The sequence below is a fragment of the Pseudophaeobacter sp. genome, assembly GCF_048267565.1.
GTDB lineage: Bacteria > Pseudomonadota > Alphaproteobacteria > Rhodobacterales > Rhodobacteraceae > Pseudophaeobacter > Pseudophaeobacter profundi.
The window spans coordinates 996381-1023280 of the sequence record NZ_JBLWXG010000001.1 but is presented as its reverse complement, the minus strand read 5'-3'; the positions used below and the strand labels follow the sequence as shown (position 1 = coordinate 1023280).

At 60.0% G+C, this 26900-nt stretch carries 23 protein-coding genes; 12 read left to right on the top strand and 11 right to left on the bottom strand.

From position 1 onward, the window contains the following. Positions 1 to 55: 55 nt before the first annotated feature. From kynA to ACN0VH_RS04810, 4 genes are all read right to left on the bottom strand, one after another. Positions 56 to 913, bottom strand: coding sequence for a tryptophan 2,3-dioxygenase (gene kynA, locus ACN0VH_RS04825; protein ID WP_278921008.1), 858 nt, complete (start codon positions 911 to 913; stop codon positions 56 to 58). Between the two features lie 149 nt (positions 914 to 1062). Beyond that, the gene (gene kynU, locus ACN0VH_RS04820; protein WP_278921007.1) at positions 1063 to 2256 is read right to left on the bottom strand and encodes a kynureninase; all 1194 of its coding nucleotides are present in this window, start codon (positions 2254 to 2256) and stop codon (positions 1063 to 1065) included. A gap of 89 nt (positions 2257 to 2345) precedes the next feature. Beyond that, positions 2346 to 2735 carry an MmcQ/YjbR family DNA-binding protein gene (locus tag ACN0VH_RS04815; protein WP_417699706.1) on the bottom strand — a complete coding sequence of 130 codons (390 nt, stop codon included), beginning with the start codon at positions 2733 to 2735 and terminating at the stop codon, positions 2346 to 2348. Beyond that, positions 2735 to 3487 carry an SDR family NAD(P)-dependent oxidoreductase gene (locus ACN0VH_RS04810; RefSeq protein WP_278921005.1) on the bottom strand — a complete coding sequence of 251 codons (753 nt, stop codon included), beginning with the start codon at positions 3485 to 3487 and terminating at the stop codon, positions 2735 to 2737. Before ACN0VH_RS04810 ends, ACN0VH_RS04815 begins: the two co-directional genes overlap by 1 nt. Positions 3488 to 3660: 173 nt before the next feature. Between ACN0VH_RS04810 and ACN0VH_RS04805 the strand changes: the two genes are divergently transcribed. The 5 genes from ACN0VH_RS04805 to ACN0VH_RS04785 all read left to right on the top strand — a co-directional run bounded on the left by ACN0VH_RS04805 (position 3661) and on the right by ACN0VH_RS04785 (position 10116). Further along, entirely contained in the window at positions 3661 to 4614 is a 954-nt protein-coding gene (locus ACN0VH_RS04805) for an MBL fold metallo-hydrolase (protein ID WP_417699704.1), read from the top strand. Between the two features lie 219 nt (positions 4615 to 4833). After that, the gene (locus ACN0VH_RS04800) at positions 4834 to 5283 is read left to right on the top strand and encodes a methyltransferase family protein (RefSeq protein WP_278921003.1); all 450 of its coding nucleotides are present in this window, start codon (positions 4834 to 4836) and stop codon (positions 5281 to 5283) included. Between the two features lie 252 nt (positions 5284 to 5535). Next, positions 5536 to 7107 (top strand): Re/Si-specific NAD(P)(+) transhydrogenase subunit alpha, encoded by a 1572-nt coding sequence (locus ACN0VH_RS04795; RefSeq protein WP_278921002.1) that lies wholly within the window; start codon positions 5536 to 5538, stop codon positions 7105 to 7107. Between the two features lie 13 nt (positions 7108 to 7120). Beyond that, positions 7121 to 8554 carry an NAD(P)(+) transhydrogenase (Re/Si-specific) subunit beta gene (locus tag ACN0VH_RS04790; protein ID WP_417699702.1) on the top strand — a complete coding sequence of 478 codons (1434 nt, stop codon included), beginning with the start codon at positions 7121 to 7123 and terminating at the stop codon, positions 8552 to 8554. 281 nt (positions 8555 to 8835) lie between these two features. After that, positions 8836 to 10116: a DUF3422 family protein gene (locus ACN0VH_RS04785; RefSeq protein ID WP_278921000.1), complete on the top strand. Its 1281-nt coding sequence runs from the start codon at positions 8836 to 8838 to the stop codon at positions 10114 to 10116. Here the strand turns inward: ACN0VH_RS04785 and ACN0VH_RS04780 are convergent. From ACN0VH_RS04780 to ACN0VH_RS04765, 4 genes are all read right to left on the bottom strand, one after another. Continuing rightward, positions 10052 to 11152 carry a YeeE/YedE family protein gene (locus ACN0VH_RS04780; RefSeq protein WP_417699700.1) on the bottom strand — a complete coding sequence of 367 codons (1101 nt, stop codon included), beginning with the start codon at positions 11150 to 11152 and terminating at the stop codon, positions 10052 to 10054. The two genes, ACN0VH_RS04785 and ACN0VH_RS04780, sit on opposite strands and share 65 nt — an antisense overlap. A 264-nt stretch (positions 11153 to 11416) precedes the next feature. Further along, a complete protein-coding gene (locus ACN0VH_RS04775) occupies positions 11417 to 12328 on the bottom strand; it encodes an ABC transporter permease (protein WP_278920998.1) in 912 nt (303 codons plus the stop codon). Beyond that, a complete protein-coding gene (locus ACN0VH_RS04770; RefSeq protein ID WP_278920997.1) occupies positions 12321 to 13328 on the bottom strand; it encodes an ABC transporter permease in 1008 nt (335 codons plus the stop codon). The genes ACN0VH_RS04775 and ACN0VH_RS04770 overlap by 8 nt, the downstream gene beginning before the upstream one ends. A gap of 157 nt (positions 13329 to 13485) precedes the next feature. Further along, complete coding sequence (locus tag ACN0VH_RS04765) at positions 13486 to 15186, bottom strand: peptide ABC transporter substrate-binding protein (RefSeq protein ID WP_278920996.1); 1701 nt, start codon at positions 15184 to 15186, stop codon at positions 13486 to 13488. Between the two features lie 354 nt (positions 15187 to 15540). Between ACN0VH_RS04765 and ACN0VH_RS04760 the strand changes: the two genes are divergently transcribed. The 6 genes from ACN0VH_RS04760 to ACN0VH_RS04735 all read left to right on the top strand — a co-directional run bounded on the left by ACN0VH_RS04760 (position 15541) and on the right by ACN0VH_RS04735 (position 22733). Next, entirely contained in the window at positions 15541 to 17361 is a 1821-nt protein-coding gene (locus ACN0VH_RS04760; RefSeq protein WP_278920995.1) for an ABC transporter ATP-binding protein, read from the top strand. A 4-nt stretch (positions 17362 to 17365) separates the two neighbouring features. Further along, a complete protein-coding gene (argE, locus tag ACN0VH_RS04755; RefSeq protein WP_417699697.1) occupies positions 17366 to 18532 on the top strand; it encodes an acetylornithine deacetylase in 1167 nt (388 codons plus the stop codon). A gap of 65 nt (positions 18533 to 18597) precedes the next feature. Next, on the top strand, positions 18598 to 19068 hold the full coding sequence (locus ACN0VH_RS04750; RefSeq protein ID WP_278920993.1) for a MarR family winged helix-turn-helix transcriptional regulator: 471 nt from the start codon (positions 18598 to 18600) through the stop codon (positions 19066 to 19068). Positions 19069 to 19121: 53 nt separating this feature from the next. After that, the gene (locus ACN0VH_RS04745) at positions 19122 to 20288 is read left to right on the top strand and encodes a M20 aminoacylase family protein (RefSeq protein WP_417699695.1); all 1167 of its coding nucleotides are present in this window, start codon (positions 19122 to 19124) and stop codon (positions 20286 to 20288) included. A gap of 24 nt (positions 20289 to 20312) precedes the next feature. Beyond that, positions 20313 to 21482, top strand: a complete 1170-nt coding sequence (locus ACN0VH_RS04740; protein WP_278920991.1) for a M20 aminoacylase family protein — start codon at positions 20313 to 20315, stop codon at positions 21480 to 21482. 87 nt (positions 21483 to 21569) lie between these two features. Next, entirely contained in the window at positions 21570 to 22733 is a 1164-nt protein-coding gene (locus tag ACN0VH_RS04735; RefSeq protein ID WP_278920990.1) for a M20 aminoacylase family protein, read from the top strand. Between the two features lie 136 nt (positions 22734 to 22869). On the opposite strand, the gene ACN0VH_RS04730 is transcribed toward ACN0VH_RS04735, so the two are convergent. The 3 genes from ACN0VH_RS04730 to moaA are packed head-to-tail and all read right to left on the bottom strand — an operon-like array spanning position 22870 to position 26255. After that, positions 22870 to 23913 carry a glycosyltransferase family 4 protein gene (locus tag ACN0VH_RS04730; protein ID WP_417699693.1) on the bottom strand — a complete coding sequence of 348 codons (1044 nt, stop codon included), beginning with the start codon at positions 23911 to 23913 and terminating at the stop codon, positions 22870 to 22872. Continuing rightward, on the bottom strand, positions 23910 to 25235 hold the full coding sequence (locus ACN0VH_RS04725; RefSeq protein ID WP_417699692.1) for a 3-deoxy-D-manno-octulosonic acid transferase: 1326 nt from the start codon (positions 25233 to 25235) through the stop codon (positions 23910 to 23912). Before ACN0VH_RS04725 ends, ACN0VH_RS04730 begins: the two co-directional genes overlap by 4 nt. 9 nt (positions 25236 to 25244) lie before the next feature. After that, the gene (gene moaA / locus ACN0VH_RS04720; protein ID WP_278920987.1) at positions 25245 to 26255 is read right to left on the bottom strand and encodes a GTP 3',8-cyclase MoaA; all 1011 of its coding nucleotides are present in this window, start codon (positions 26253 to 26255) and stop codon (positions 25245 to 25247) included. A gap of 91 nt (positions 26256 to 26346) precedes the next feature. Between moaA and ACN0VH_RS04715 the strand changes: the two genes are divergently transcribed. Then, complete coding sequence (locus tag ACN0VH_RS04715; RefSeq protein ID WP_417699690.1) at positions 26347 to 26835, top strand: hypothetical protein; 489 nt, start codon at positions 26347 to 26349, stop codon at positions 26833 to 26835. Positions 26836 to 26900: the final 65 nt, after the last annotated feature.

The following is a 26900-nucleotide window of genomic DNA, read 5'->3' as shown; positions in this document are numbered from 1 at the left end:
ATGCGGCATTTTGATGCCGTAAGACGGGCGGGAGCCCCCCGTCGTGGCCGCTGTCCTACAGGCTGGTGCGCAGGTGCCAGAGCTCGGGGAAGAGTTCCACCTCCAGCATCCTTTTGAGGTAGTTCACGCCGCCGGTGCCGCCAGTGCCGCGCTTGAAGCCGATCACCCGTTCCACCGTGGTGACATGGTTGAACCGCCAACGGCGGAAATAGTCTTCAAAATCAACCAGTTTCTCGGCCAGCTCATAAAGCTCCCAATGGGTTTCCGTGGCGCGGTAGACTTCGGACCAGGCGGCTTCTACCTCGGGCGAGGGCTGATAGGGGGCCGAAAGATCGCGATTGATCACCGCCTCGGGCAGGGCAAAACGTGCATTTAGCGCCCGCAGGGCCACATCATAGAGCGAGGGCTGCGCCAGTTCGGCTTCCAGCAGTGCCACCAGATCGGGGCGATGGGCATGGGGTTTCAGCATCGCTATGTTGCGATTGCCCAGCATGAACTCGATCAGCCGGTACTGATGCGACTGAAAGCCTGAACTCTGCCCCAGGGCATCGCGAAAGGCGGTGTAGTCCGACGGCGTCATGGTGCGCAACACATCCCAGGCGGAATTGAGCTGCTCAAAAATACGCGCCACCCGCGCCAGCATCTTGAAGGCAGGGCGCATCTCGCCCTGCAACAGGCGATCGCGCGCTGCTTGCAATTCGTGGATCGCCAGCCGCATCCACAGCTCAGAGGTCTGGTGCTGGATGATGAAGAGCATTTCATCATGGGTATCGCTATTGGGGTTTTGTGCGCTCAGCAGCGCATCAAGCGACAGATAGTCGCCGTAGGACATGCGGCCATCAAAATCCATCTGGGCGCCATCTTCTGCAGGGTTGAAGGGGCAGCCGGGGGTCGGTGTCTTGGAATCGCTCATGGGATTCCTCCTTTTTCTGAATTGAATACTAGCTCAGGAAAAGGAGAAAACCCGCCTGTTCAGTCTGCCACATTGGGCCAGGCGACGCCAAAGCGCCACCCAACCAAAGGGGCGGCACAGGGGCAGGGCCTGTGTCAGGGGCGCGATCATCAGGTGACGGCCGCGCGGATTTTGTATTCAGGCACATCCCACAGGCGGTTGTTCATCACATCTGCAATGATGGCGATAGCCGCATCAACATCCGCCTCGTCGATATAGAGCGGGGTAAAGCCAAAGCGCATGATGTCGGGGGCGCGGAAATCGCCAATAACGCCGCGCGCGATCACCGCCTGCATCGCGGCATAGCCCTGTTCAAAGGCGAAGGAGACCTGGCTGCCGCGCCCAGAGCCATCCCGTGGCGAGGCCAGCACCAGCTCGGGGCAGCTGGCCTCGATCCCGGCGATAAAGCGATCACACAGCGCGATAGACTGTGCCCGCAGCGCCTGCATGTCGACCTGATCCCAGATATCCATAGAGGCATCAAGCGCCGCCAGCTGGATCATTGGCGGGGTGCCAACGCGCATGCGTTCAATGCCGGTGCCGGGACGGTAGTCAAGATCAAAGGCAAAAGGTGCCTCATGTCCCAGCCAGCCCGACAGGGCGGGGCGGGCCTTGTCCACATGACGCGGCGCCACATAGATGAAGGCGGGGCCACCTGGGCCGGAGTTGAGATATTTATAAGAACAGCCCACAGCAAAATCGGCCTTGCACCCGGCAAGATCCACCGGCAGCGCGCCGGCCGAATGGGCCAGATCCCACACTGTCACCACGCCCTGTTCATGGGCCTTTGCGGTCAGCGCCTTCATGTCGTGCTTGCGCCCCGATCGGTAATCCACTTCGGTCAACATCAAGACAGCCAGGTCATCGGTGATATTGTCGGCGACCTCTTCCGGCGGCACCACACGCAGTTCGTAGTCATCGCCCAGCGATTTCAGCAGCCCCTGCACGATATATAGATCCGAGGGGAAGTTGCCACTGTCCGACAGCACCACCCGGCGGCCAGGGTTCAGTTCCAGCGCTGAGGCGACGGCCTGATAGACCTTGATTGACAGGGTATCGCCCATCATCACATGGCCCGCTTCGGCGCCGATCAGCCGTCCGATGCGATCACCGATGGAGTTGGGCTGCTGCATCCAGCCCGCCTTGTTCCAGCCGGTGATCAGCAGCTTGCCCCATTCGTCCTCGATCATCGAGGCAACGCGGTCTTTGGTTGCCTTTGGCAGCGGGCCCAATGAGTTCCCATCAAGGTAGATCACCCCTTCGGGTAGATCGAACATTTTTTTGGTGGCGGCAAAATCGGTCATCGGAAACCCCGGGGCTGATATCAATGCTTCAAGCTTAAAGCTTTTGTGTTTCGTATCCGATCAAAATGAGGCTGTCCAGTGCCCAGATGCTAGGGTCCCTTCTGTGGCGGGGCAGGCTGTGGGTCAGGAATACCCAGTTCGGCGCGTTTGCGTTTTGACAGCCCAGCCGTCACCAGCTGATAGGATAGGGCAATGCAGTCGCGCAATTCGGCGTCGTCCAGCCCGTTGGCATCAAACTGCTGCAGCCACTTCATCCCGCGCGAGGCTAGATAGGGCGCGGGGCGAACGCCGGGGCGTTCTTGCAATACCTCGTAGGCGATCTCTCCGGCTTTGAAGGTGAAGGCATCGCGGCCATCGGCCCAGCCGCAGAGGGCAAAAAGCTTGCCGCCTGCTTTCCAGACATCGGAATTGCCCCACTGAACCACATGTTCAGCGGCTGGAAAGGTAGCGCAGAAACGATTGAATTCTGCGCGGTTCATCAGGTCTGCCCACCGGCAATCTCGATGGTCTGGCCGTTGATTGACTGCGATCCGGGACCACAGAGCCACAGGGCCGCCGCCGAGACTTCCTCGGGTTCAATCAGGCGCTGGTGACGGTTGGCATTGACCATGACCTTCAGAGCCTCTTCTTCGCTGATGCCGGCGCGGGTGGCGATAGAGCTGATATTGCGGTCCACGATCGGGGTGTCGACATAGCCGGGGCAGAGCGCGTTGGCGGTGATCTGGCTGCCCATGTAATCTTCGCTCAGGGCGCGGGTCAGGCCAATCATGCCATGTTTGCTGGCACTGTAGCAGGCACCGCCTTTCAGGCCGCGCAGTCCGGCAATAGAGGCCACGGTGATGATGCGGCCCCAGTCGGCCTGGTGCATGGATTTCAGACATTCACGTATGGTCAGAAAGGCACCGTCGAGATTGGTCGACATCATGTTGCGCCAAAAATCCAGCGAGGTCTTATGCAGCGACTTGCCCTCTGCGATGCCGGCATTGGCGACACAGATTTGAATGGGGCCGCGGGCGTCAACGGCGGCGGCAACCTTGGCGATGATGTCATCTTCATCGCGCACATCCATAGCCATGGGATGCAGGCCTTTGGTGGCGACCTCTTCCAGGACCTCTTGGCGACGTCCGGTGATGGTGACCTGGGCACCCTGGTCGGCAAGCGCCCTGGCGATGGCCAACCCGATGCCAGTGCCGCCGCCTGTGACCAATGCGTGTTTTCCGTTCAGATCCATAATGTTCTCCTCCTGTTTCGGACAGGTTATCGGCGGAGCCTGCTTGCGCAAGTGCGCCGTTCCGTCAAAGTGGTGATCCGCCCCTTTTGCGGCTGGAGATTTTGGCATTTACAATCATATTCATAGGAGTGAATAATTTGGGTGTATCAGGTTAAGTCCTTGGGAGGTCCCTTATGAAAACACCGCTGTTTGCAGCGCTGGCCGTTGCCAGCCTGGCCAGTTCGGTTCTGGCCAGCGAAGATATTGCGGATCAATACCCGCAGTCAGAGCTTTATTCCAAACCGGTTGAGGTCATCCCGCATGTGTTTTCGGCCATCGGTGCCACTGCACCGCCCGGGTACGACAATGCAGGCCATAACAACAACCTCTCCTTTATCGTGACCAGCGAAGGCGTTGTGGTGATCAATGCCGGGGCATCCAATGCGCTGGCGGCGGCGCTGCATGCCGAGATCAAGGCAGAGACGGATCAGCCCGTGGTGCTGGTGATCAATGAAAATGGTCAGGGCCATGCGATGCTGGGCAATGGCTATTGGCGCGATCTGGGGGTTGATGTCCTGGCGCATGAGGATGCGATTGCCGAGGTACAGAAAAACGGCGATTTCATCTTGCAGCGCATGCAGTCCTACAACGGCGATCGCGCGGGCGACACCCGGGTAGAGCCTGCCAACCTGAGCTTCGCTGACAGCTATGAGGTCACCCTTGGCGGGGTTGATATCCAGGTGCTGCATCTTGGTCCGGCGCATGATCCGGGGGACACTCAGGTCTGGATCCCGCAGTGGCAGATCATGATCGCCGGCGATATCGCCTTTCATGAACGTATGCTGCCGATCTTTCCCCATACCTGCACCAGCTGCTGGATGGAAACCTGGGTCGACAAGCTGGAACCCCTTGCGCCGACCTATGTGATCCCCGGCCATGGCCATCCAACCAACCTGGCGCAGTTGCGGCGCTATACCTATGACTATCTGGCTGACTTGCGGGCAAAAGTCGGCGCGCATATCGACGAGGGCGGCGATCTGGCGGGCGCCTATTATGTCGACCAAGAGGCCTGGCGCGGGCTGGATACCTTTGATGAACTGGCAACAAAGAACGCGGGCCGTGTCTTTGAAGAAATGGAATGGGAGTAGTACGTTTTTGCCGCGACACAGGGACATAAGGCCTGATGGTTGCATGCAGATGCCGCCTGCCGGGAACGACGTTGTGATATCCCCCCAAACAATGGGCAACCTGTTCTTTTATTGTGCGCATCCAAGGCGAAATGCTGGACCTTCCCACGCGATGCAGGGAGGGTGGCGGACAGTTATCATTACTCTGGCGGGCCTCGGCCCTCTTCGAAAGAACATGAAATGAAGTGGATAGATTTGCCGCCAGTCTGGTTAGGTGCCGGTATCGCCTTGGCTTGGGGGCAGGCGCGGTTCTTGCCAATGGGGCTCGGCTTTGGGCCGGTCCTGGCAGATCTGCTGGGCGGGCTCTTGGTTGGTGGCGGATTGGTGTTGATGGCCTTGGCCGTGGTGGAACTGCGCCGCCAGAAAACCACGGTGCTGCCCCATGCGACCCCTGCCAAGCTGGTGCAATCAGGGATTTTCAGCCGCAGTCGCAACCCGATCTACCTGGGCGATGTGATGGTGTTGGCGGGGCTTATCCTCTACTTTGATGCGGTGCTGGCGCTGCCCCTGATCCCGGTGCTGACCTGGATCCTGGAAAAACGCTTTATCCTGCCCGAAGAAAACAGAATGCGCCGCGTCTTTCGCGCCGATTGGGCGCGCTATGAGCAAAAGGTCCGGCGCTGGCTGTGATCCGGGTCATGGTCGGGTGACTGTCATGCCAGGCAGGGGCGAAAATCCGGGCCAAGCCTCGCGGTGAATGATCTGGGCCGGTTGAAGAATCCGTGCCACTTTTGTTGAGTGGTGCAGAAATGCGGCAGCGCGGCAGCGATATGCGGCGTCGCGGCGGAATGGTTGCGCAAATATGTTGCGCAGGATAGTCATTATTTTTTCGATCCGTACTCAGCAAGTGCCGAGACGGGCAGGACGAGGGGGACCGTAAAGGTGAAAATTGGAACACCCAAAGAGGTGATCAACGGCGAGGCGCGGGTTGCGATGACGCCAGACTCTGCGCGTCAGCTGCAGAAACTGGGGTACGACTGTGCCATTGAAAGCGGCGCGGGGCTATTGGCAGGATTCAGCGACGAAGCCTATGCCGAGGCTGGTGTCGAAATCATCAAAACCGCTGCTGGCTTGTGGAAGACGGCTGACATCATTGCCAAGGTGCGCCAGCCAAACGAGGTTGAGCTGAAGCGGCTGAACTCAAAAAAGACGCTGATTTCCTTCTTCAACCCTGGTGGCAATGAAGAGGGGCTGGAACTGGCCAAATCCAAGGGCGCCAGCGTTGTCGCCATGGAAATGGTGCCGCGTATCAGCCGGGCACAAAAGATGGACGCGCTGTCGTCGATGGCCAATATCGCGGGCTATCGCGCGGTGATCGAGGCGGGCAACAACTTTGGCCGCTTCTTCACCGGTCAGATCACGGCGGCGGGCAAGGTGCCCCCAGCCAAGGTTCTGGTGGTAGGGGCCGGTGTTGCCGGTCTGGCCGCCATTGGCACCTCGACCAGCCTCGGCGCGATTACCCTGGCCTTTGACGTGCGCCCCGAAGTGGCCGAGCAGGTCGAAAGCATGGGGGCCGAATTTGTCTATCTCGATTTCGAGGAAGACCAGGCGGATGGTGCTTCTTCCGGCGGCTATGCCTCGGTTTCCAGCCCCGAATTCCGCGAGGCCCAGCTGGCCAAGTTTCTGGAACTGGCGCCAGAGGTCGATATCGTCATCACCACCGCGCTGATCCCCAACCGCGAAGCGCCAGAGCTGTGGACCGAAGAGATGGTCGCGGCGATGAAGCCCGGTTCGGTCATCGTTGACCTGGCGGCGGAAAAGGGCGGCAACTGCAAGCTCACCGTGATGGACGAAAAGATCGTCACGGAAAACGGCGTGACCATCATCGGCTATACCGATTTCCCATCCCGCATGGCGGCGCAGGCGTCGATGCTCTATGCCACCAACATCCGCCACATGATGACAGATCTGACGCCCGAAAAGGACGGTCAGGTCAATCACAACATGGAAGATGACGTCATTCGCGGCGCCACCGTCACCCATGCCGGTGAAATCACCTTCCCACCACCGCCACCAAAGGTGCAGGCGATTGCCGCCAAGCCCAAAGAGGTGACACCAGAGCTGACGCCAGAACAAAAACGTGCCGAAGAAGTGGCTGCCTTCAAGGCGCAGACCAAGAACCAGGTGACCCTGCTGGCCGTCGGTGGTGCCTTGCTGCTTGCGGTTGGTCTGGTCGCGCCTGCCTCTTTCATGCAGCACTTCATCGTCTTTGTGCTGTCGGTCTTTATTGGTTTCCAGGTGATCTGGGGCGTGGCGCACAGCCTGCACACACCGCTGATGGCGGTGACGAATGCGATCTCGTCGATCATTATTCTGGGCGCGCTGATGCAGATCGGTTCGGGCAGCTTCCTGGTGATCCTGCTGGCAGCCCTCTCCGTCTTTATGGCTGGGATCAACATCTTTGGTGGCTTCCTTGTCACCCGGCGCATGCTTGCCATGTTCCAGAAATCTTAAGGAGGCTACAGAGATGGAATATGGATTTACCACTGCCGCCTATGTGGTTGCGGCTGTTCTCTTTATCCTCAGCCTTGGCGGGTTGTCGGGCCAGGAAAGCGCCAAGCGCGCGGTCTGGTACGGCATTGCCGGCATGGCGCTGGCGATCTTTGCCACTCTTGTTGGCCCCGGCTCCGGTCTGTGGCTGCTGTCTATCCTGTTGATCGCAGGCGGCGGCGTCATCGGCTACCAGCTGGCAACACGTGTGCAGATGACGCAGATGCCCGAACTTGTCGCGGCGATGCACTCTCTGGTTGGTCTGGCGGCGGTTTTTGTGGGCGTGATCGCCCATGTCGAACTGGGTCGCGTCATGGCCATGGATGCCGACCAAAAGCAGGCGCTGGACGGCTTTGCCAAGCTCCTGGCCAAGAAAGACAGCGTCGAAGTGGCCATCCTACGGGTTGAACTCTTCCTCGGCATCTTCATCGGCGCAGTGACCTTCACCGGGTCGGTTGTGGCCTATGGCAAACTGGCAGGCCGGGTGACCTCTGCTGCGGTCAAACTGCCGGGCGGTCACATGCTGAACGCGGGCGCCGCTGCGATTTCCCTGATTGCACTGATCTGGTACTTCAACACAGGTGGCGTTGTCCCGCTGTTGCTGATGACACTGGCGGCGCTGTTCATCGGTTACCATCTGATCATGGGCATCGGCGGTGCTGATATGCCGGTGGTTGTCTCCATGCTGAACAGCTACTCTGGCTGGGCGGCAGCAGCGATTGGTTTCAGCCTTGGCAATGACCTGCTGATCGTCGTTGGCGCGCTTGTCGGCTCCTCTGGTGCCATTCTCAGCTATATCATGTGTAAGGCGATGAACCGCTCGTTCATCAGCGTTATCCTTGGCGGCTTTGGTGGCAGCACTGGTCCCGCGATGGAGGTCGAGGGCGAGCAGGTGGCCATTGATGCCGATGGGGTTGCGGCCGCACTGGAAGAAGCTGACAGTGTCATCATCATCCCCGGCTACGGCATGGCGGTGGCGCAGGCGCAGCAGAATGTGGCCGAACTGACGCGGCGTCTGCGTGCCAAAGGCAAAAATGTGCGCTTTGCTATCCATCCGGTTGCCGGGCGTCTGCCCGGCCACATGAACGTGCTGCTGGCCGAAGCCAAGGTGCCCTATGACATCGTCATGGAGATGGATGAAATCAACGCGGACTTCCTCGAAACCGATGTGGCAATCGTCATTGGCTCCAATGACATCGTCAACCCGGCGGCGCAGGAAGATCCCAATTCGCCCATCGCTGGTATGCCGGTTCTGGAATGCTGGAAAGCAAAGCAGGTCTTCGTCTCCAAACGGGGCCAGGGCACTGGCTACTCCGGTATCGAGAACCCGCTGTTCTTCAAGGACAATACCCGGATGTTCTACGGCGATGCCAAGGCCTCCCTGGATCAGCTCCTTGGCATGATCCAGTAGGATTAGCACCTGGTTCCACCCTGACTAGGCGCGGCGGAGAAATCCGGCGCGCCTTTTTTTTTCCGCTCCACCTGGGCGCGTTCGCCATGGCTTCATTTGGCGGAAAATATCCCGGGGGCGGCCGTAGGCCGGGGGCAGAGCCCCATGTAATGCCAGCCGGTTCCCTGTGGTGTTGGGCGCGCTGTATACCATTGTACTCCGGTAACATGTTGAAATGAAAGAATTCTTTACAGGTTCTTCTGCGCTCGCTATGGTCTCGGAAGTTAGTGGAGACGCCGTTTATGCCCCCGATCCAAGACCACCCGCTGCGTTACGAGCTGGCAAATGAGTTGCACGCGCGTCCCTTTCCGGCGATGCAAAGTCCCAGCACGGTGATCTATCTTGCGGTAAAGCAGCCGCGCCAGGCGGTGCACCGGGATCGCGCGCTTGATATGGCACATCTGACGGCATTGCTGGACCGGCACGGTGCGGCGCATCCAAAGCCGGGTGCGACCCATCATTCGGCTCAGCTGGGGCGCCATGCGCTGAAATGGGAACAGCACACCGAATTTGTCAGCTATACGCTCTATGGCGATGGCGTCAGCGCCCGTGCCTTTGATCCGGCGGATTTTGACGTTTTTCCCAAGGATTGGCTAGAGCAGCTACCGGGGCAGCGGGTGACCTCGCTGATGATGCGGGTTTTGCCCCGGCCGCAGGATGGCGACATCAAGACTGCCCTGCAGGATTGGTTTGTCCCCGAAAGCCTGGCGGTGGCCGAGGTGCTGGAAAACAGCGCGGTGATCGCGGGGGATTTTCGCATTGATCCCGCTGGGCATATGCGGTTTGCGCTCTTTGCCAATGACACGACCGGGGCACAGCGTATCGGCCGTCTGGTGCAGCGTGTCTGCGAGATAGAAACCTACCGGGCGATGTCGATGCTGGGGTTTTCCCGCGCCCGTAGCCTCGCGCCGCCGATTGGGCGCCTGGATAGCGACCTCAGCGGCATGATGGCCGAGATGGCGTCTGACACCGCACCACCGGAACAGACGCTGACGCAGCTTTTGACGGTTTCGGCAGAATTGGAAGCGATGGCAGCGAAGTGTGAATTCCGCTTTGGTGCCACCGGCGCCTATGAGGCGCTGGTCAATCAACGTATCGGCCTGCTGCGAGAGCAGCGCCATGGCGGGTTTCAGCTCTTTGCAGAGTTCATGCTGCGCCGCTACGAGCCCGCCATGCGCACGGTGAAATCCACCGAGAAGCGCATCGCCAGGCTGGCAGACCGGGCCCGTCGCGGCGGAGAGCTGTTGCGAACCCGCGTCGATGTAGAGCGCAGCGGCCAGAATCAGGCGCTATTGGCCAGTATGGATCGGCGCGCCGATCAGGCGCTCCGGCTGCAGCATACGGTCGAAGGGCTGTCGGTGGTGGCGATCAGCTACTATGCGGTCTCGCTGGTGGCCTATCTGGCCTATCCCCTTGCCCTGGCGCTGGGGCTGAGCAAGGGGATGATGACAGCGATGATCACGCTGCCTGTTGTGGGCCTGGTTTGGCTTGGGGTGCGGCGGGTGAAGAAACGGCTTCACTAGCGCCATCGGTGCGCTGTGCATTTTGCAGCAGATGATGGCTGGTGACGCCGCCCAGGGCAATGGCACCCAGGGCTAGCGGCGCGGCGAGGCCAAGGGTGGACATCCCAGCAAGCCCGGCCCCAAGGGTGCAGCCACCAGCCAGAACCCCGCCAAAACCCATAAGCGCAGCACCCAGCATATAACGCCCGGTCTGGCGCGGGCTGTCAAAGCTTTGCCAGGTGAACTCCCCCCGCAGCAGAGCGACCAGCAGCGCACCGATCAGAACACCGGCAACCAGGCCGGGGCCAAAGCTCGCAGGCACGGCACTTGCAGCGATCGTGTAGAACAGGGTCTCGGACATTGGCGCGGTGAATGACAGGCTCTCCATCGCGATGGGGTCGAATTCGTCATATAGCACAAAGCCGGTTGTGACCCAGGCCAGCGGCACCAGCGCACCTATCGTGGCCCCTCCGAGGAGGGCGAGGCCAGAGTTTTGCGATCGCAGCGCCAGCCAGAGTGCGGGCAGGGCGACAAGGGCGCTCCACAACGGCGCACCGCCGGGCAGGGCGGCCAGACTGGCATAGTCGCCCAGCTGCAGGGTCATGCCGCCCAGGCCCGTGCGCAGCGGTGCCAACACGCCCTTCAGCGTCGCATGGGCGGTGATGGCAAAGACGACAAGGCAAAGCAGGGCACGCAGGTTGCCAGTGCCGCTCAGCACGGTCAGGCGCGAAATGCAGCCACGCGTCAGCACCATGCCGACACCAAACATCACCCCACCCAGAACAATCGCGACAATCGGCAGCTCGGCTGCCCAAAGCCGGTGACCGTCAAAGCTGATCCATCCCTGTGCAACCGCTGCCTGGGTGCCTAGCACGGAAACCGCCAGTGCCAGTGCCCAGACCCCGGACGCCTGGCGGCGATCCTCGCCAACCAGGGCGCGACGAAAACAAAACCGTGTCAGCTGCGCCAGGCCGCCAAAGCCAAGGCCAAGCAGAATGGCAAAATATACTGATACCGCGCGCGGTCCTGTCTCTTCAAAGCCGAGGGTCTCGAACATGGGTCTCTCCCGATAGAGTGGAGCTGAACTGGAATGATTTCCCGAAATGAGGCCAATTGCGCCGCACGACAAGGGGGAAGGCGGCGCATTCATCAGAATGCGCAGGAGAGATGTTCTGTTGATGGTGATTTAGGCAGGACCCTGTCCTGCAATGCCCGGCGTGGCAAAAAAATATCGGCCGCCCCAAGGGGCGGCCGGCATTTATTTTCTTATTTGAATATGTCTCAGCGAGAGCCGCAGCAAAGGCCCTGCTGCCCGCTGTTCCTAGCGGCCGCGAATCCGTGGATCCAGCGCGTCACGCAGCCCGTCGCCAAGGTAGTTCACGCTCAGCACCGTCAGAGAAATCGCCATACCGGGCCAGAACACCCGCTCCGGGTGCTGCTGGAGATAGTCGGTGGCATCAAACAGCAGCCGCCCCCAGGTTGGGAAATCGGGCGGAAAGCCAAGACCCAGGAAGGAAAGCGAGCTTTCGGTGATGATCGCGGTGGCGATACCTAAGGTGGCCGAAACCATGATGGGGGACAACACATTGGGCAGGATATGCCGGGTGATCAGCTTGTTGTCGGCGGTGCCGATAGAACGGGCCGCCAGAACGAACTCACGTTCCTTGATGGCCAGTACATCGCCGCGAACGATCCGCGCAGTGGGCATCCAGGAGGTGATGCCAATGGCGCAGACGATCAGGATGAAAATGCCCTGCTCTGGCCCAAAGGCGGCGTTCAGCGGTTCGCGGAACAACAGCATCATCACCAGCAAGAGCGGCAGCAGCGGCAGCGCCAGAAACAGATCGGTCAGCCGCATCAAAGGCCCATCGAGCCGTTTGAAAAAGCCCGCGACAACACCAATGAAAGAGCCGAGAAACAGCGCCAGCATCATTGCCGTCAGCCCGACGGACACAGAGGTGGAGCCCCCGGCCATCATCCGGGCCAGCATATCGCGGCCCAGCTGATCGGTGCCAAAGGGATGCGCCCAGCTGGGCCCTTGGTTGCGGGCCCGGATGTCGATATGGGTTGCATCGATGTCCCATAGGAACGGCCCCAGATAGACCGTTGCCACGATCAGCAGGAACAGGATCCCGCCCATCAGGGCGCCGCGGTGCGATTTGAACTGGTCCCAGACGTCCAGCCACTGGCTGCGCGGTGGTTTGCTTGGGATAGGATTGCTCAGCTCAGTCATAGCGGATCCTCGGGTCTAGAATGCCATAGAGCACATCAGCGATCAGGTTGAACAGCACGATGAGGATGGCAAAGATAAAGGTAAGCGTCTGCACCATCGGCAGGTCATTGGCCTGGATCGCACCAATTAGCAGCTGGCCGATACCATTCACCTTGAACACCTGTTCTGTGATGATGGCGCCGCCAAAGATTGCCGGGATGCCCAGTGCAATCACGGTGACCACCGGGATCATTGAATTGCGCAGGACATGCACCATGACCACGACATATTCGCTTAGCCCTTTGGCGCGGGCGGTGCGCACGTAGTCCTGGTTCAGGTTGTCCAGCATCGAGGCGCGCATGAAACGGCTGAGCTGGGCGGTGATCTGCAGCGCCAGCACCATGACTGGCATGATCATCTGCTGCAACTGATAGACAAAGCTGTCCCAGCTATCCACCACATGGGTGGTGTCATAGATCGACGGGAACCAGCCCAGTTGCACCGAGAAGATCACGATGACCAGCACACCCGAAAAGAAGGGCGGCACTGAAAAGCCGACCATCGATATAAAGGTCCCCAGCTGATCAAACCAGCTATACTGGCGATAGGCTGAATAGATGCCAATGGGCAGCGCGATGAAGATGGCGACCACATAGGCGGTGCCAACAACCCACAGGGTCTGTGGCATCCGCTGGATGACGATATCCATCACTGGCGAACGGGTCTGCCAGGAAATTACCCGCAGATCCCCCTGCGAGAAGGTGGTGCCAAAATAGTGGTCAATCATCACCTGGGGTTCAATCCAGAAGAATTGCACCAGCCATTTCCAGAACCGGATCGGGGCGGGTTGGCCAAGGCCCAGGGCCTCGCGCATTTTTTCTTTGACTTCGGGGGGAACTGTGAGGGGAACCTGCGCCATGGGGTCGCCGGGGGCGAGTTCGAGCAGCAGGAAAATCACGAGACTGATGAACAGCAATGTCGGAACCGACAGGACCAGTCGCCTGATTGTAAAGGTCAGCATAGAGCGTGCGCCTTTTGCAATGTGTTATTGTTGATCCGGAAAGGGCGCGCAGCCCTTGGGTGCGGCCTGTCCAGCGTGTCCGCGATAGAACGGAACGTGGCGCGGATGGCAAGAGGCCCCGGCGAAAACACCGGGGCCCCGTTTCTACAAGATCCGCTTATTTGATGCGGTACCAGTCAGCAGCGTTCCAGAGTTCGCTGTCCCAGACGTTGAGCTTAACGCCACCCAGGCTGTTGGCATGGGCCGAAAGACGACCACGGTGAACCAGTGGGATCATACCACCATTGGTTACGATGATGTCGTTCAGGCGCTTGGAGATTTCGGCACGTGCTTCGGCGCCGGCTGTTTTTGTCAGCTCCGCATGCAGGGCGTCATACTCTTCGTTGCAGAAGCGCGAGATGTTTTCGCCCTGCCATTGGCTTGCAGGCGAAGGTGCCTTGTCGCACAGACCGTTGGCCAGGTAGGACTGCGGGTCGGTGCCGTTGAAGGTATTGGCATACATTTCAACATCGGCATAGAACTTCTGGAAGGTGTCGGGCGAGCCGGGATCACCACCAAAGAACACGGAACCGCTGAGGTTACGCAGCTCGGATTCGATACCGATTTCGCTCCACCACTGTTTGATCAGAGCCTGGAAATCCTGACGCACGGCATTGGTCGAGGTCTGGTACAGGATCTTCATCGGAACACCTGATGGGGTTTCGCGGACGCCGTCACCATCGGTGTCTTTGTAGCCCGCTTCCTCCAGCATCGCGTTTGCAGCTGCAATGTCCTGTTTGTCACAGGTCATGGTGTCAGAGTTCACAGCAGCAGGGGCCGGGACCCAGTTACAGGTGACTTTACCCGCTTTGCCATAGCCGATTTCAACCAGCAAAGGACGGTCGATCGCCAGCGACATGGCGTTGTAAACGGCAGGATCGCCCAAGAAGGGGTGCGGGCGGATCACCGAGCGTTCATCCGGGCCAAGCGCCGGATCGGGGTTGGTGTTGTTCAGCATGATGCGTTCAACCAGCGGGCCAAAGCCTGCGACAGGCGTGCCCTTGCCGGCGGATTCCATCTGGGCCACGACTTCGGGGGCCAGCTGCAGGTTCCAGGCATAGTCGAATTCGCCGGTTTCCATCACGGCACGACCAGCTGCGGTTGCATCACCGCCGCCTTTGAACAGGACCTTGGCAAAGGCAGGCTTGGCCGGGTCGCGGAAGTTGGGGTTGGCCGACAGGGTTATCACATCGTTGGGCTTGAATTCATCCACAACAAAGGGGCCGGTGCCCAGCGGCGCAAAGTTGGCCTCGGTGCATTCGGGGGCCTTGGCGCCCATGCAATCAGCAAACTGAGCAGCCTGAATGATGGGGCTTTCGCCGCCAACAAAGGGGCCATAGGGGAAGGGTGTTGGCTGGGCAAAGGTGACCTTGACCGTCAGATCATCCAGCGCTTCAACCGAAGTCACACCTTCGAATTTGGTAACCTGGGCGCAGCCGCCTTCGGGATCCATGCAGTAATCTGCAGTGAATTTCACGTCTTTCGATGTGAAGGGCGTACCATCGGACCATTTAATGCCAGGGGCGATTTTCCAGGTGATGGTGGTCAGGTCTTCGCTGACGCCGCCATTTTCCACGGTTGGAACTTCGGATGCCAGGAACGGCACCATTTCACCAACTTCATTGTAGCGCGCCAGAGGTTCAATCACCAGAGAGGCAGCCTCGACGTCTTTGGTCCCACCGGACAGAAAGGGGTTCATGATCGAAGGGGCCTGCCAGTAAATAATATTTACCTGACCATCGGCGCCACGCTCGGCAAAAGCTGCCGGAGCGACGGCTGCCGAAGCGATGGCACCCATCAAAAGGGTTTTGAGTTTCATTACACTCTCCTTGTCGAACACGTTACGTGTCTTTTTGTGCCGGGCAACCAGGGCCTGGCTTGTTGCCGCAAAGCTGCGGATACGATGTCGCTCTGCCTCACATTGCGCGGAACAATTTGAAAAACAGACGCTTTTCAAATCACGGGGCCTATGCTGACCCGTCAAGATGGGCAGATACTGAGCATATCGAAACAGAGTTTGAGGAAAATGCAAGTCTTACCAGAGGTTTTTTCCGGCAAGGCTTTCCATTCGAGATTATTAAAGGCAGATTTGACGGCAAGACCAAGATCGACGTAGATTTCGGCAAGGCCCGACACCGGGCCGCATAACATAATAGATACAGGGGGGCGCCAGGTGCTTGATCAACCTATTGCGCAAATCAAAGGCCTGCGGGTTGAGTTTCAAACCAAGGATGGCCCGGTTGTTGGCGTCGAGAATGTTTCCTTTGATGTGAACCCCGGAGAGACCGTCTGCGTCGTGGGCGAGTCGGGCTCGGGCAAATCCGTCTCCTCGCTGTCGCTGATGCGTCTGGTGGAATTTGGCGGCGGAGAGATCACTAGCGGGGCGCTGATGTTTGATCGCCGTGACGGTGGCGAAATGGATCTGGCCCAGGCCTCCAGTGAGGTGATGAAGGATATCCGGGGCAACGAAATCGGGATGATCTTTCAAGAGCCGATGACGGCGCTGAACCCGGTGTTCACCGTTGGTCGCCAGCTCACCGAAGGGCTGCGGGTGCACAAGGATATGTCGCAATCCCAGGCCGAAGAACGCGCTCTGGAACTGCTGCGCGAGGTCCGCATCCCAGAACCAGAACGCCGCCTGAAGCAATATCCGCATGAATTGTCGGGCGGTATGCGCCAGCGCGTGGTGATCGCAATGGCCATGGCCTGTGAGCCGCGCCTGCTGATCGCGGACGAGCCGACAACCGCGCTGGATGTGACCATTCAGGCCGAGATCCTGGCGCTGATGGATCGGCTGAAACGTGAAACCGGCACCGCAGTCATGTTCATCACCCACGACATGGCCGTCGTGGCGCAGATGGCGGACCGTGTCGTCGTCATGTTCCGCGGCAACAAGGTCGAAGAGGGCACCGTCGAAGAGATCTTTGAAAACCCGCAGCATGATTACACCAAGGCGCTGTTGGCTGCGGTGCCAAAGCTGGGCGAAATGCAGGGTAAGGCCTATCCTGAACCGATGAAGCTGATGGGGGTCGAGGATCAGAAGATCGCGCCGATCACTGGCACCAATGAGGTGCTGCTGAATGTTGAAAACCTGACCACCCGATTCGCCGTCAAAGGCGGCTTGCTGCGCCGGACCGTCGCAAATGTGCACGCGGTGGAAGATGTCTCTTTCAAGGTCTTCAAGGGCCAGACCCTGTCATTGGTGGGCGAATCGGGGTGTGGCAAATCCACCGCCGGGCGGTCGCTGTTGCGTCTGGTCGAACCGTTGTCGGGCAAGGTGGAATTTGAAGGGCGCGATATCCTGGGGTTGAACCATGCAGATCTGCACAAGGCGCGCCTGGATATGCAGATGATCTTTCAGGATCCCTTTGCGTCGCTCAACCCGCAGATGCAGTTGCTGGATCAGGTGGCAGAACCCCTGCGCAACTATGGCCTGGCGTCAGGGTCCGAGCTGCAGGATAGGGTTGCGAATCTGTTTGATCGGGTACAGCTGCCGCGCAGTTTCATGCGCCGCTACCCGCACGAGATGTCCGGCGGCCAGCGCCAGCGAATCGCCATCGCGCGTGCCCTGGCGCTGAACCCTAAACTGATCGTCGCAGATGAGGCCGTCTCGGCGCTGGATGTTTCTGTACAAGCCCAAGTCTTGAACTTGATGATGGAATTGCAGGCAGATCTGGGGCTGTCCTTCCTGTTCATCAGCCATGACATGGCCGTGGTAGAGCGGGTCAGCCATCAGGTCGGGGTGATGTATCTGGGGCGTATTGTTGAGCTTGGCCCGCGTGCCCGCGTCTTTGAGAACCCGCAGCATGCCTATACCCAGGCCTTGATGAAGGCGGTTCCCATTGCCGATCCGCATCGCCGCAAGAGCGAAAAAGACCTGAATTTCAAACCTATCCCGTCGCCGATTCACGGGCTGGACTATAAGCCCGAACCTTCGCAGTATCAGGAGGTCGAGCCAGGCCATTATGTGCTGACCACCGATAGCGGGTATTGAGCGCATGGCGACTATTTTGACACCGCTGGAACTGATGCAGCATCTGGTCAGCTTTCCAACCGTCAGCCGTGACACCAATCTGCCGCTGGTGGATTGGGTGCAGGACTATCTGCAGGGGCATGGCATCACCGCGCATCGCTGGGTGGATCCGGCTCAGCCCCATAAGGCGGCGCTCTTTGCTCATGTCGGCCCAGAGATCGAGGGCGCGGTCGTGCTGTCGGGGCATACTGATGTGGTGCCTGTGGATGGCCAGCCCTGGGATAGTGATCCGTTTACCGTGGTGGAACGCGACGGTAAATATTTTGGCCGGGGCACCTGCGACATGAAGGGCTTTGACGCCCTGGCGATCTGGGCATTGGTCGAGGCACATCACCGCGGCGTGAAACGCCCGCTGCAGCTGGGCCTGAGCTTTGACGAAGAGATCGGCTGCACCGGTGCGCCGCCGATGATCGAAGCCATGCAGCCGCTGCTGCCCAAGGGATCGGCGGTGATTGTTGGCGAACCCTCGATGATGCAAGCGGTCACAGGCCACAACGGGGCCTATGCCTACAACACGCATGTGATCGGCTTTGAGGTGCATTCCTCGCTGTTGCCCACCGGGGTCAGCGCCATCATGGAGGGCGCCAAGCTGATCGATTGGGCCAATCAGCGCAACGCAGAAAACCAGGCGCAGGAGCCGGGCGAGATGCAGGCGCTGTTCAACCCGCCCTTTACCACCTGCCACGTCGGCACGATCTCGGGCGGCACGGCCAATAATATCACCGCCAAGGACTGCCATTTCATGATGGGCTTTCGTGTGGTTCCAGGCGAAAATGGCGACGACTGGGAAAAGGCCTATCTGGCCGAGGTCAAAAAGGTCGAGGCCGGGATGCAGGCGATCCACCCCGAGGCGCGTATTGATGTGACCCAGGCGTTTCATGTGCCCGGTTTGGTGCCGGAAGAGGCAGGCGAGGCCGAAACACTGGTGCGCAGCCTCACCGGTGATAACGCAACCCATGTGGTGACCTATGGAACCGAGGCCGGGCAATTCCAGGCTGCAGGCTATTCGGCGGTGATCTGTGGCCCCGGCGATATTGCCCAGGCGCATCAGCCCAACGAATATGTCACTGTCGCACAGTTCAATGCAGGCCATGACTTTATGAAAAAACTGGTCGCGCGGCTGGCGCAATAGCGGCGGATGCATCCTGTGCGGGCGGACATCTTCTTCTTTCTTCTTTGCACCCGTGAAAGGTAGCTATGCAAAATACCGAAAGCGACCTCTTGCAAGAGGTCTATCAAGACGTTGATTTTGCCGTGCTGATACAAATAGCCGGGCGGATGATTGCCCAGCACGTAGAGCTGATCGGCAAGGAAACCGGGCTATCTGCAGGGCATCTCAGCGTTTTGGGGATGATTCTTCGCAAGCCGGGACTGGTGCAGAACGCCTATGGGACGATCCTGGCCATCAATGACGCCACCCTGGGGCGCTATGTTGACAAGCTGGAGGATCACGGGCTGGTCCAGCGGGCGCGCTGTGACGGGGATCGGCGCACCGTGCGCCTGACGCTGACGCAGGCTGGCCAGGACTACATTCGGACGGTCAAATCCCGCCTGACACAGGTGCGCGCAGAGGTGACCGGCGGGTTGCAAGCAGATGATATTTCTCTTCTGCATGAAAAGCTCGTTGTCTTTCTGTCGGCGCAGGGGCGGGACCAGCAAGACCCGTAGACAAGCGTTTTTTATTTTCGTACCAATCATCTCAAGTGAGAGGAGTTGAGCCCGTGCCCATCAAGAATAGATTTGCCGAAATGCAGCAAGAGGTGACCGGCTGGCGGCGCCACCTGCATGAAAATCCCGAACTGATGTATGAGCTGCACAAAACAGCGGCTTTTGTTCAGGAGCGTTTGCACGGTTTTGGTGTCACCGATGTGACGCCCGGCATTGGCAAGACGGGTGTTGTGGCGGTGATCGAGGGCAAGACCAATACCTCGGGTCGGGTGATTGGCCTGCGCGCCGATATGGACGCCCTGCCAATTCACGAGGCTTCGGGGGTGGATTATGCGTCCAAGACGCCGGGGGTGATGCATGCATGTGGCCATGATGGGCATACGGCAATCCTGCTGGGGGCAGCGAAATACCTGGCCGAGACCCGCAATTTTGACGGCAAGGTCGTTCTGATTTTCCAGCCCGCCGAAGAGGGAGGCGCAGGTGCGCTGGCCATGTGCCAGGATGGCCTGATGGAGCGTTGGGGCATTCAGGAAGTCTATGGCTTGCACAATATGCCGGGCAAGCCAGTTGGCGAATTTGCCATTCGTTCCGGAGCTTTGCTGGCCTCTTCGGACGAATTTGAGATCACTGTCACCGGCAAGGGGGGGCATGCCGCTGCGCCGCATGATTCCATCGACACCACCCTTGTGGCCGCGCAGATTGTGGTCTCGCTCCACTCTATCGTGTCGCGCAACGTCAACCCGGTCAAACGGGTGGTGCTGACGGTGGGCACCTTTGAAACCGACAGTACCGCGTCTAATGTGATTGCCCATACGGCCAAATTGCAGGGCACGGTGCGCACGCTGGATACCGAATACCGCGCCCAGGCGGAAGACTGGGTGCGCCGGGTGGCGACAAGCACAGCCGAGGCCTTTGGCGCCAGTGCCGAGGTGACCTGGTCACCAGGCTATCCGGTGACATTCAACACCGAGACCGAGACGGGCCATGCCATCGAGGCGGCGCAGGCGGTCGGGGTCGCTGTCGATGAGAATACATCGCCGATCATGCCGTCAGAGGATTTTTCCTACATGCTGGAAGAGCGCCCCGGCGCCTATATCTTCCTCGGCAATGGCGATACGCCGATGTGCCACCACCCGGCCTACATCTTTGACGACGAGGCAATTCCGCTGGGCTGCAGCTGGTTTGCCGAACTGGTCGAACGACGTATGCCTGCTGCGTAACCTCAACAGGGAAGGACAGGCGCGATGCCCGTTAAGAACCGAATTGCCGATCTGCACGACGAGGTGGCCGCCTGGCGTCGCGATATCCATGAAAATCCTGAAATCCTGTATGAAACCCATCGCACCAGCGCCCTGGTGGCTGAAAAGCTGCACAGCTTTGGCTGTGATGAGGTGGTGACCGGGATTGGCCGGACCGGGGTTGTTGCCGTGATCAAGGGGCGCAGCAATTCCCAGGGGCGCGCCATTGGGCTGCGCGCCGATATGGATGCGCTGCCGATGCAGGAACAAACCGGGCTGGACCATGCCTCTAAAATCCCCAATGCGATGCATGCCTGCGGCCATGACGGCCATACCGCCATGCTGTTGGGTGCGGCAAAATATCTGGCCGAAACCCGCAATTTTGATGGCACCGCCGTGGTGATCTTTCAGCCCGCCGAAGAGGGCGGCAATGGCGCCGAAGCCATGTGCAAGGACGGCCTGATGGATCGCTTTGGCATTGATGAAGTCTATGCCATTCACAATGCGCCGGGGCTGGAGCTGGGCAAATTTGCCATTCGTCCCGGCCCGATCCTGGCCTCGGTGGATGAATTCACGCTGCAGCTGCAGGGGCGCGGTGGCCATGCCGCCAAACCAAATGAAACCGTCGATACCACGGTGATGATGGCGCATATCATCTGCGCGTTGCAAACGGTGATGTCGCGCAATGTCGACCCGGTCTTGCAGGGGGTGCTGTCGGTGACCTCGGCTGAAACCTCTTCCAAGGCATTTAACGTGATCCCGGATCGGGCCGAGGTGCGCGGCACCATCCGCACCCATTCCCCGCAGGTGCGCGCCCTGATCCCAGAGCGGCTGCAGGCGATCGTTGACGGCATCGCCCAGAGCTTTGGCGGATCGGCGGAGCTGTCCTTTCACCTTGGCGTGCCGGTCACGATCAATGATGCGGCGGCAGCAGATCTGGCCCGGGTGGCGGCAGAAACGGTTTCGGGGGTGGGCGCCTGTGAAGAGGTGCCATTGGCCATGGGCGGAGAGGATTTTTCCTTTATGCTGCAGGAACGCCCCGGTGCGATGATCCGGCTGGGCAACGGACCCTCTGCCGGGCTGCACCATCCGGAGTATGATTTCAACGATGCGGCGATCCCAGCCGGTATCAGCTGGTTTGCCGAAATTATCGAACAACGCATGCCTGTCGCCTGACAGGCAATCTGCGCCCGACAGAGACCACCATTCAATAGCCTCCCTCGGACAAGGTGCCGGGGGTGTTACTTCCAAAGGAGAGCTTCCATGCCGGTCAAGAACCGCTTTGCCGAATTGCAAAAAGAAATCACCGAATGGCGTCGTGACATTCACGAAAACCCTGAAATCCTGTTTGAAACCCACCGGACCTCGGCGCTGGTCGCAGACAAGCTCAAGGAATTCGGCTGTGATGAAATCACCACCGGCATTGGCCGCACCGGGGTTGTTGGCGTGATCAAGGGCAAGACCGATACCGCGGGCAAGGTCATTGGCCTGCGCGCCGATATGGACGCGCTGCCCATCCACGAAGCAACCGGGCTGGACTATGCCTCCAAGACCCCCGATGCGATGCATGCCTGCGGCCATGACGGCCATACCGCCATGCTGTTGGGCGCTGCGAAATACCTCTCCGAGACCCGTAATTTTGACGGCACCGTGGTTCTGATCTTTCAACCCGCCGAAGAAGGCGGCGGCGGCGGTAAAGAAATGTGCGACGATGGCATGATGGAACGCTGGGGCATTCAGGAAGTCTACGGCATGCACAACTGGCCTGGGAAACCGATTGGCAGCTTTGCAATCCGTCCCGGTGCCTTTTTTGCCGCCACCGACCAGTTTGACATCACCTTTGAAGGGCGCGGTGGCCATGCGGCAAAACCGCATGAAACCATCGATACCACCGTGATGTCTGCGCAGGCGGTTCTGGCATTGCAGACCATCGCATCGCGCAATGCGGATCCGGTGGACCGGGTTGTTGTGTCGGTGACTTCGTTTGAAACCTCTTCCAAGGCGTTCAACGTGATTCCACAGCGGGTTCAGATCAAAGGCACCGTGCGCACCATGTCGACAGAGATGCGCGATCTCGCCGAAAAGCGGGTCCAGGAAATCTGCGCCGGCGTGGCGGCGACTTTTGGTGGCAGCGCAGAGGTGACCTATCACCGCGGCTATCCGGTGATGGTGAACCACGAAGAGCAGACCGAATTCGCGGCCAAGGTGGCTAGCGGTATTTCCGGTGGCTGCGATGAGGCACCGCTGGTGATGGGCGGCGAAGACTTTGCCTTCATGCTGGAAGAGCGCCCCGGCGCCTATATCCTGGTTGGCAATGGCGACAGCGCTGATGTGCACCATCCGGAATATAACTTCAACGACGAGGCAATCCCGGCCGGCTGCAGCTGGTGGGCGGAAATTGTCGAACAGCGCATGCCTGCGGCCTGATCCGGCAGCCAACCCAAACACCTGTGCAAAAGGCCTGGCGATTGCCGGGCCTTTTGTCTGTCTGGCCCGCCTCTTTGTCTGCTGGGCCGTTGTCTGACGACCGCCGCCATCGGCGCGCCATCTTATCTTGCAGGGCTTAGCCCTTGCTCCATAGTTCTTGGTAAACTGCTTCAATGCCTTCGGCTTCGCGGGTGGCGCTGAAGCTGTTGATGGCAACGTCACGGGCGCGGGCGCACATGGCCTGATGGCGGTCTGGGTTTGACAACAGCGCCAGGGCGGCTGCGGCTGCGGCTGCGGCGTCCTCTAGCGGGACAATCTTGCCGGTGGTTCCCTGGGCGGAAAAGGCGCTGTAATAGCCCGCTTGCGAAGCAATGAAGGGCACACCACTGGCCATGCCTTCCAGCGGCACCATGCCGTAGCCCTCATAGCGCGGTAGCTGCACCACAAGTGACAGGGCGCGCATGATCTGCGGCAGGTCCTGCGGGACCACCTCGCCGGGGAACAGGATACGATCGCTCAAGCCTGCGGTCTTGATACGCGCCTGAAGCCCCTGCAAAAACCGTTGATGTTCGGGGGCCGCGCGGCCCAGCACCAAGGCGGTTGCGCCGGGGAGGTCGGGCAGCAGCTTCAGCATCGCTTCGACAAAGAGATCGGTGCCTTTTTCCGGCCGGATCCTGCCAATACTGGCCAGCCCCAACGCGCCACCATAGCCAAGCGCCCGCCAGGCAGTGGCGCGATTTTCGGCGGGGCAGTAGAGATTGGTATCGACCCCGTGCGGCACCACGGCGCGCACATGGGGCACAAAATCTGCTGCCTTTTCAGTGGTGGCGACCACCGCATCCATGCGCGAAATCAGCCAGCGCGGCAGCGCCGAATGGCGGCGCTGTGCAGCCGAGGTAAAGACAATGCGGATTGGCAGCCGCAGAACATCGCGGCTCCAGATCGCGGCGCGCATTTCAGTGTTGCGACGTACATGCCAGATGGAAAAGGGGTAGTCCTGCGGTGGCTTTGCCGCCAGGCGGCGCGCGGTCTGCAGCGACATCGGCGCCGGGCAGGCGGGCAGCGCACGTCCGATCAGCCGCACCTCATGCAGCGCCATCTGCTGGCGCAGAACATTGGCGGCAGTGGCCGAGACCCCGGTGAAGTTCTTGTTGAAGTTGGTGACATAAAGCTCATTCACGCCGGGTCTCCTAGGTTGAGGCCGGTGATCAGCCGGGTGACCACCTGATCCAGTTGGCCCGATTGCGCCGCAAGATAGTCGCCTGCGGCGTCGCGGGCGGCGTGCAGCACCTCTGGCTGGGTAAGCCAGTGATCCACCGCTGCGGCCAAACTGTCGGCATCCGCCACCTCGACTGCGCCGCCCGCGGCGATCAGCGGCGGAAAGGTTTCGCTGAAATTGCTATAGCCCGGACCGGTCAGCACCGCCGCTTTGGCCTGGGCCACCTCAAAGGGATTATGGCCGCCAATCGGCAGCAATGATCCGCCAAGAAAGACAATCTCGCTTAACGCGTACCAACTGCCCAGCTCTCCCAATGTGTCGGCCAGATAGACCTGCGTTTCACGGGCCAGGGGGGCAGCGCTGCTGCGTTGCGCAAAGGTCAGGCCAGCCTTGGTGATCTTGTCGCGGACCTCGGCGGCGCGGGCCGGATGACGCGGTGCCAGAAGTAGGCAGAGATCGGGGTGATCGCGCAGCAGGGCGCGATGGGCGGCCAGGATGATCTCTTCTTCGCCTTTGTGGGTTGAACTGGCAATCCAGACCGGGCGTCCGGATAGCGCGGCGCGCATTTCGGCCACAAGGGCGGTGTCTTGCGGCAGCGCAGCAGCAGCGGCTTTGAGGTTGCCACTGGGAAATACCCGGTCAGCATTGCCGCCAAGCGAGACCAGATCCTGCGCCACCGCCGGGTTCTGCGCCAGCAGCAGATCAAACAGCCCAAGAATGAAACGCGCCGTTGGCAGCTTTTTGCGCCAGCTGGCAACCGAGCGTGCAGAAAGGCGGGCATTGACCAGCGCCAGCCGGGTACCACGCGCCTTGGCGCTTGCCAGGGTAACCGGCCACAGTTCACTTTCGACAAAGATCCCGGCGTCGGGGCGCCAATGGTCCAGAAACCGCCGTACCGCCCTGCCGCTGTCCAGCGGCGCAAACTGGTGCTGGCAGCCCTCGGGCAGACGTTTGGCTGCCATCACCGCTGATGTCGCCGTGCCGGAGGTCAGCAAAAATCGTGCCTTGGGCAGCTGCGGGCGCAGGCGGTTGATCAGCGTCAGCGCCGCTTGGCTTTCGCCAACCGAGGCCCCGTGAAACCAGATCAGCGCGGCACCCGGTGCAAGAGCAGGGCGGGGTTGGCTGGCCCGGCCAAGTCGCTCGCGTTGGCGCAGTCTGGGAATGCCTTCGGCAGCCAGTTTTGCGGCAACTTTGCGATAGGCAAAGGGCAAGAGCATCGCGGTCAGGGCGCGATAACTGTGAAACAGCAGCGTTGGCGGTGCTGTTTTTTCAGGTTTTGACATGGGCTTCGCTTACCCGCCGGTATGGCTCATGTGGCGGGACATGGTGCCGCCGACTTCTTGCCGGGAATAGTCAAAATCATGGCCTTTGGGTTTGTCGCCAATGGCGGCACGAATAGCATTTTCCAGCAGGTCAGAACCTTCGGGGCTGGCCCGCAGCGGGCTGCGCAGATCAGCGGACCCTTCCTGGCCGAGGCAGGTATAGATCTCGCCGGTGCAGGTGATGCGCACCCGGTTGCAGCTTTCGCAGAAATTATGGCTGAGCGGGGTAATAAAACCGATCTTCTGGCCGCTTTCTTCCAGGCGCACATAGCGCGCCGGCCCGCCAGAACGTTCCGCAAGATCACTGACGGTATAGTGCTTTTCGTATTCCGCGCGCAGCTCTTTCAGGGACCAGAACTGGCCGATGCGATTGGCATCGCCGATGTCTTCGCCCATGGGCATTACCTCGATCCAGGTCAGGTCGATGTCGCGGCTGGCGCACCAGCGGGTGATGTCCGGTAGCTCTGCCTCGTTGAAACCCTTTAGGGCGACGGCGTTGATCTTGACCCGCAGCCCCGCCTTTTGTGCCGCATCAATGCCGCGCAGCACTTGGGGCAGGCGGCCCCAACGGGTGACGCGGGCGAATTTTTCTTCGTCCAGGGTATCAAGCGAGATATTCACCCGGCGCACCCCGGCGGCAAACAGATCTTTGGCGTATTTTTCCAGCTGCGATCCATTGGTGGTCAGGGTCAGTTCTTGCAGGGCACCGCTGTCCAGATGCCGCGACATCGACTGAAAGAAGGTCATGATACCTCGCCGCACCAGGGGCTCTCCGCCAGTGATGCGCAGTTTTCGCACACCTAATTTGACAAAGGTAGAGCAGAGCCGATCCAGTTCTTCCAGGGTCAGCAGCTCTTTCTTGGGCAGAAAGGTCATGTTTTCCGACATGCAATAGACGCAGCGGAAATCACAACGGTCAGTGACCGAGACGCGCAGATAGGTGATTGCGCGGGCGAAGGGATCAATCAATGGTGCATTCATGCCCTATAGCTAAGGCGCAGTCTTGCTCAGGGCAAGAAGAGACTCTGTTTTGGTGCTGGTCATGGCGCTGTACCAGGGCTAGGCTGGCGCTATGAAAAAGCTGATCCTTGCCTTTGCGCCCGCCGTTTTGCTGACTGCTTGCAATACCTTGCAGTGGAACTCTGATATTCTTGGTGGGCCGCGGCCCGACACCGCCCAGGGGAGTGGCCAAACGGCGACTGCAGATTCTGGCGCGCCGCTCTCGGCAATTTCGACCGAGGATGCCCTGGCGTCGGGGGATCTGACGGATAGCCTGGTTGCTGTGCCCTCAACCGACCCGGCGGATGCCTATCAGGGGCGCGCCAGTACGGTGGCCTCGCTGGGGGATCCGGCGATCCCCGGCATGTGGATGCAGACTGACCTTGTGACCAGGCCCCAGGCCGCGCGTCTGCGCAGTGCCAATGGCAAAGAGGTGATGGTCACGCTGAAACCCGCTGCGGCGGGCAGTTCCGGCGGTGGACGCCTGTCGATAGGTGCCATGCGCGCCCTTGGCGCCCCCTTGAGCGAGCTGGTTGAGGTCCAGGTATTACCCGCAGGCTGACCTTCTGGCGAAGACCGGCCTGCAGGCACGCCCCAAGGCGGGGCTAACTTAGGTATTGGTCGCCT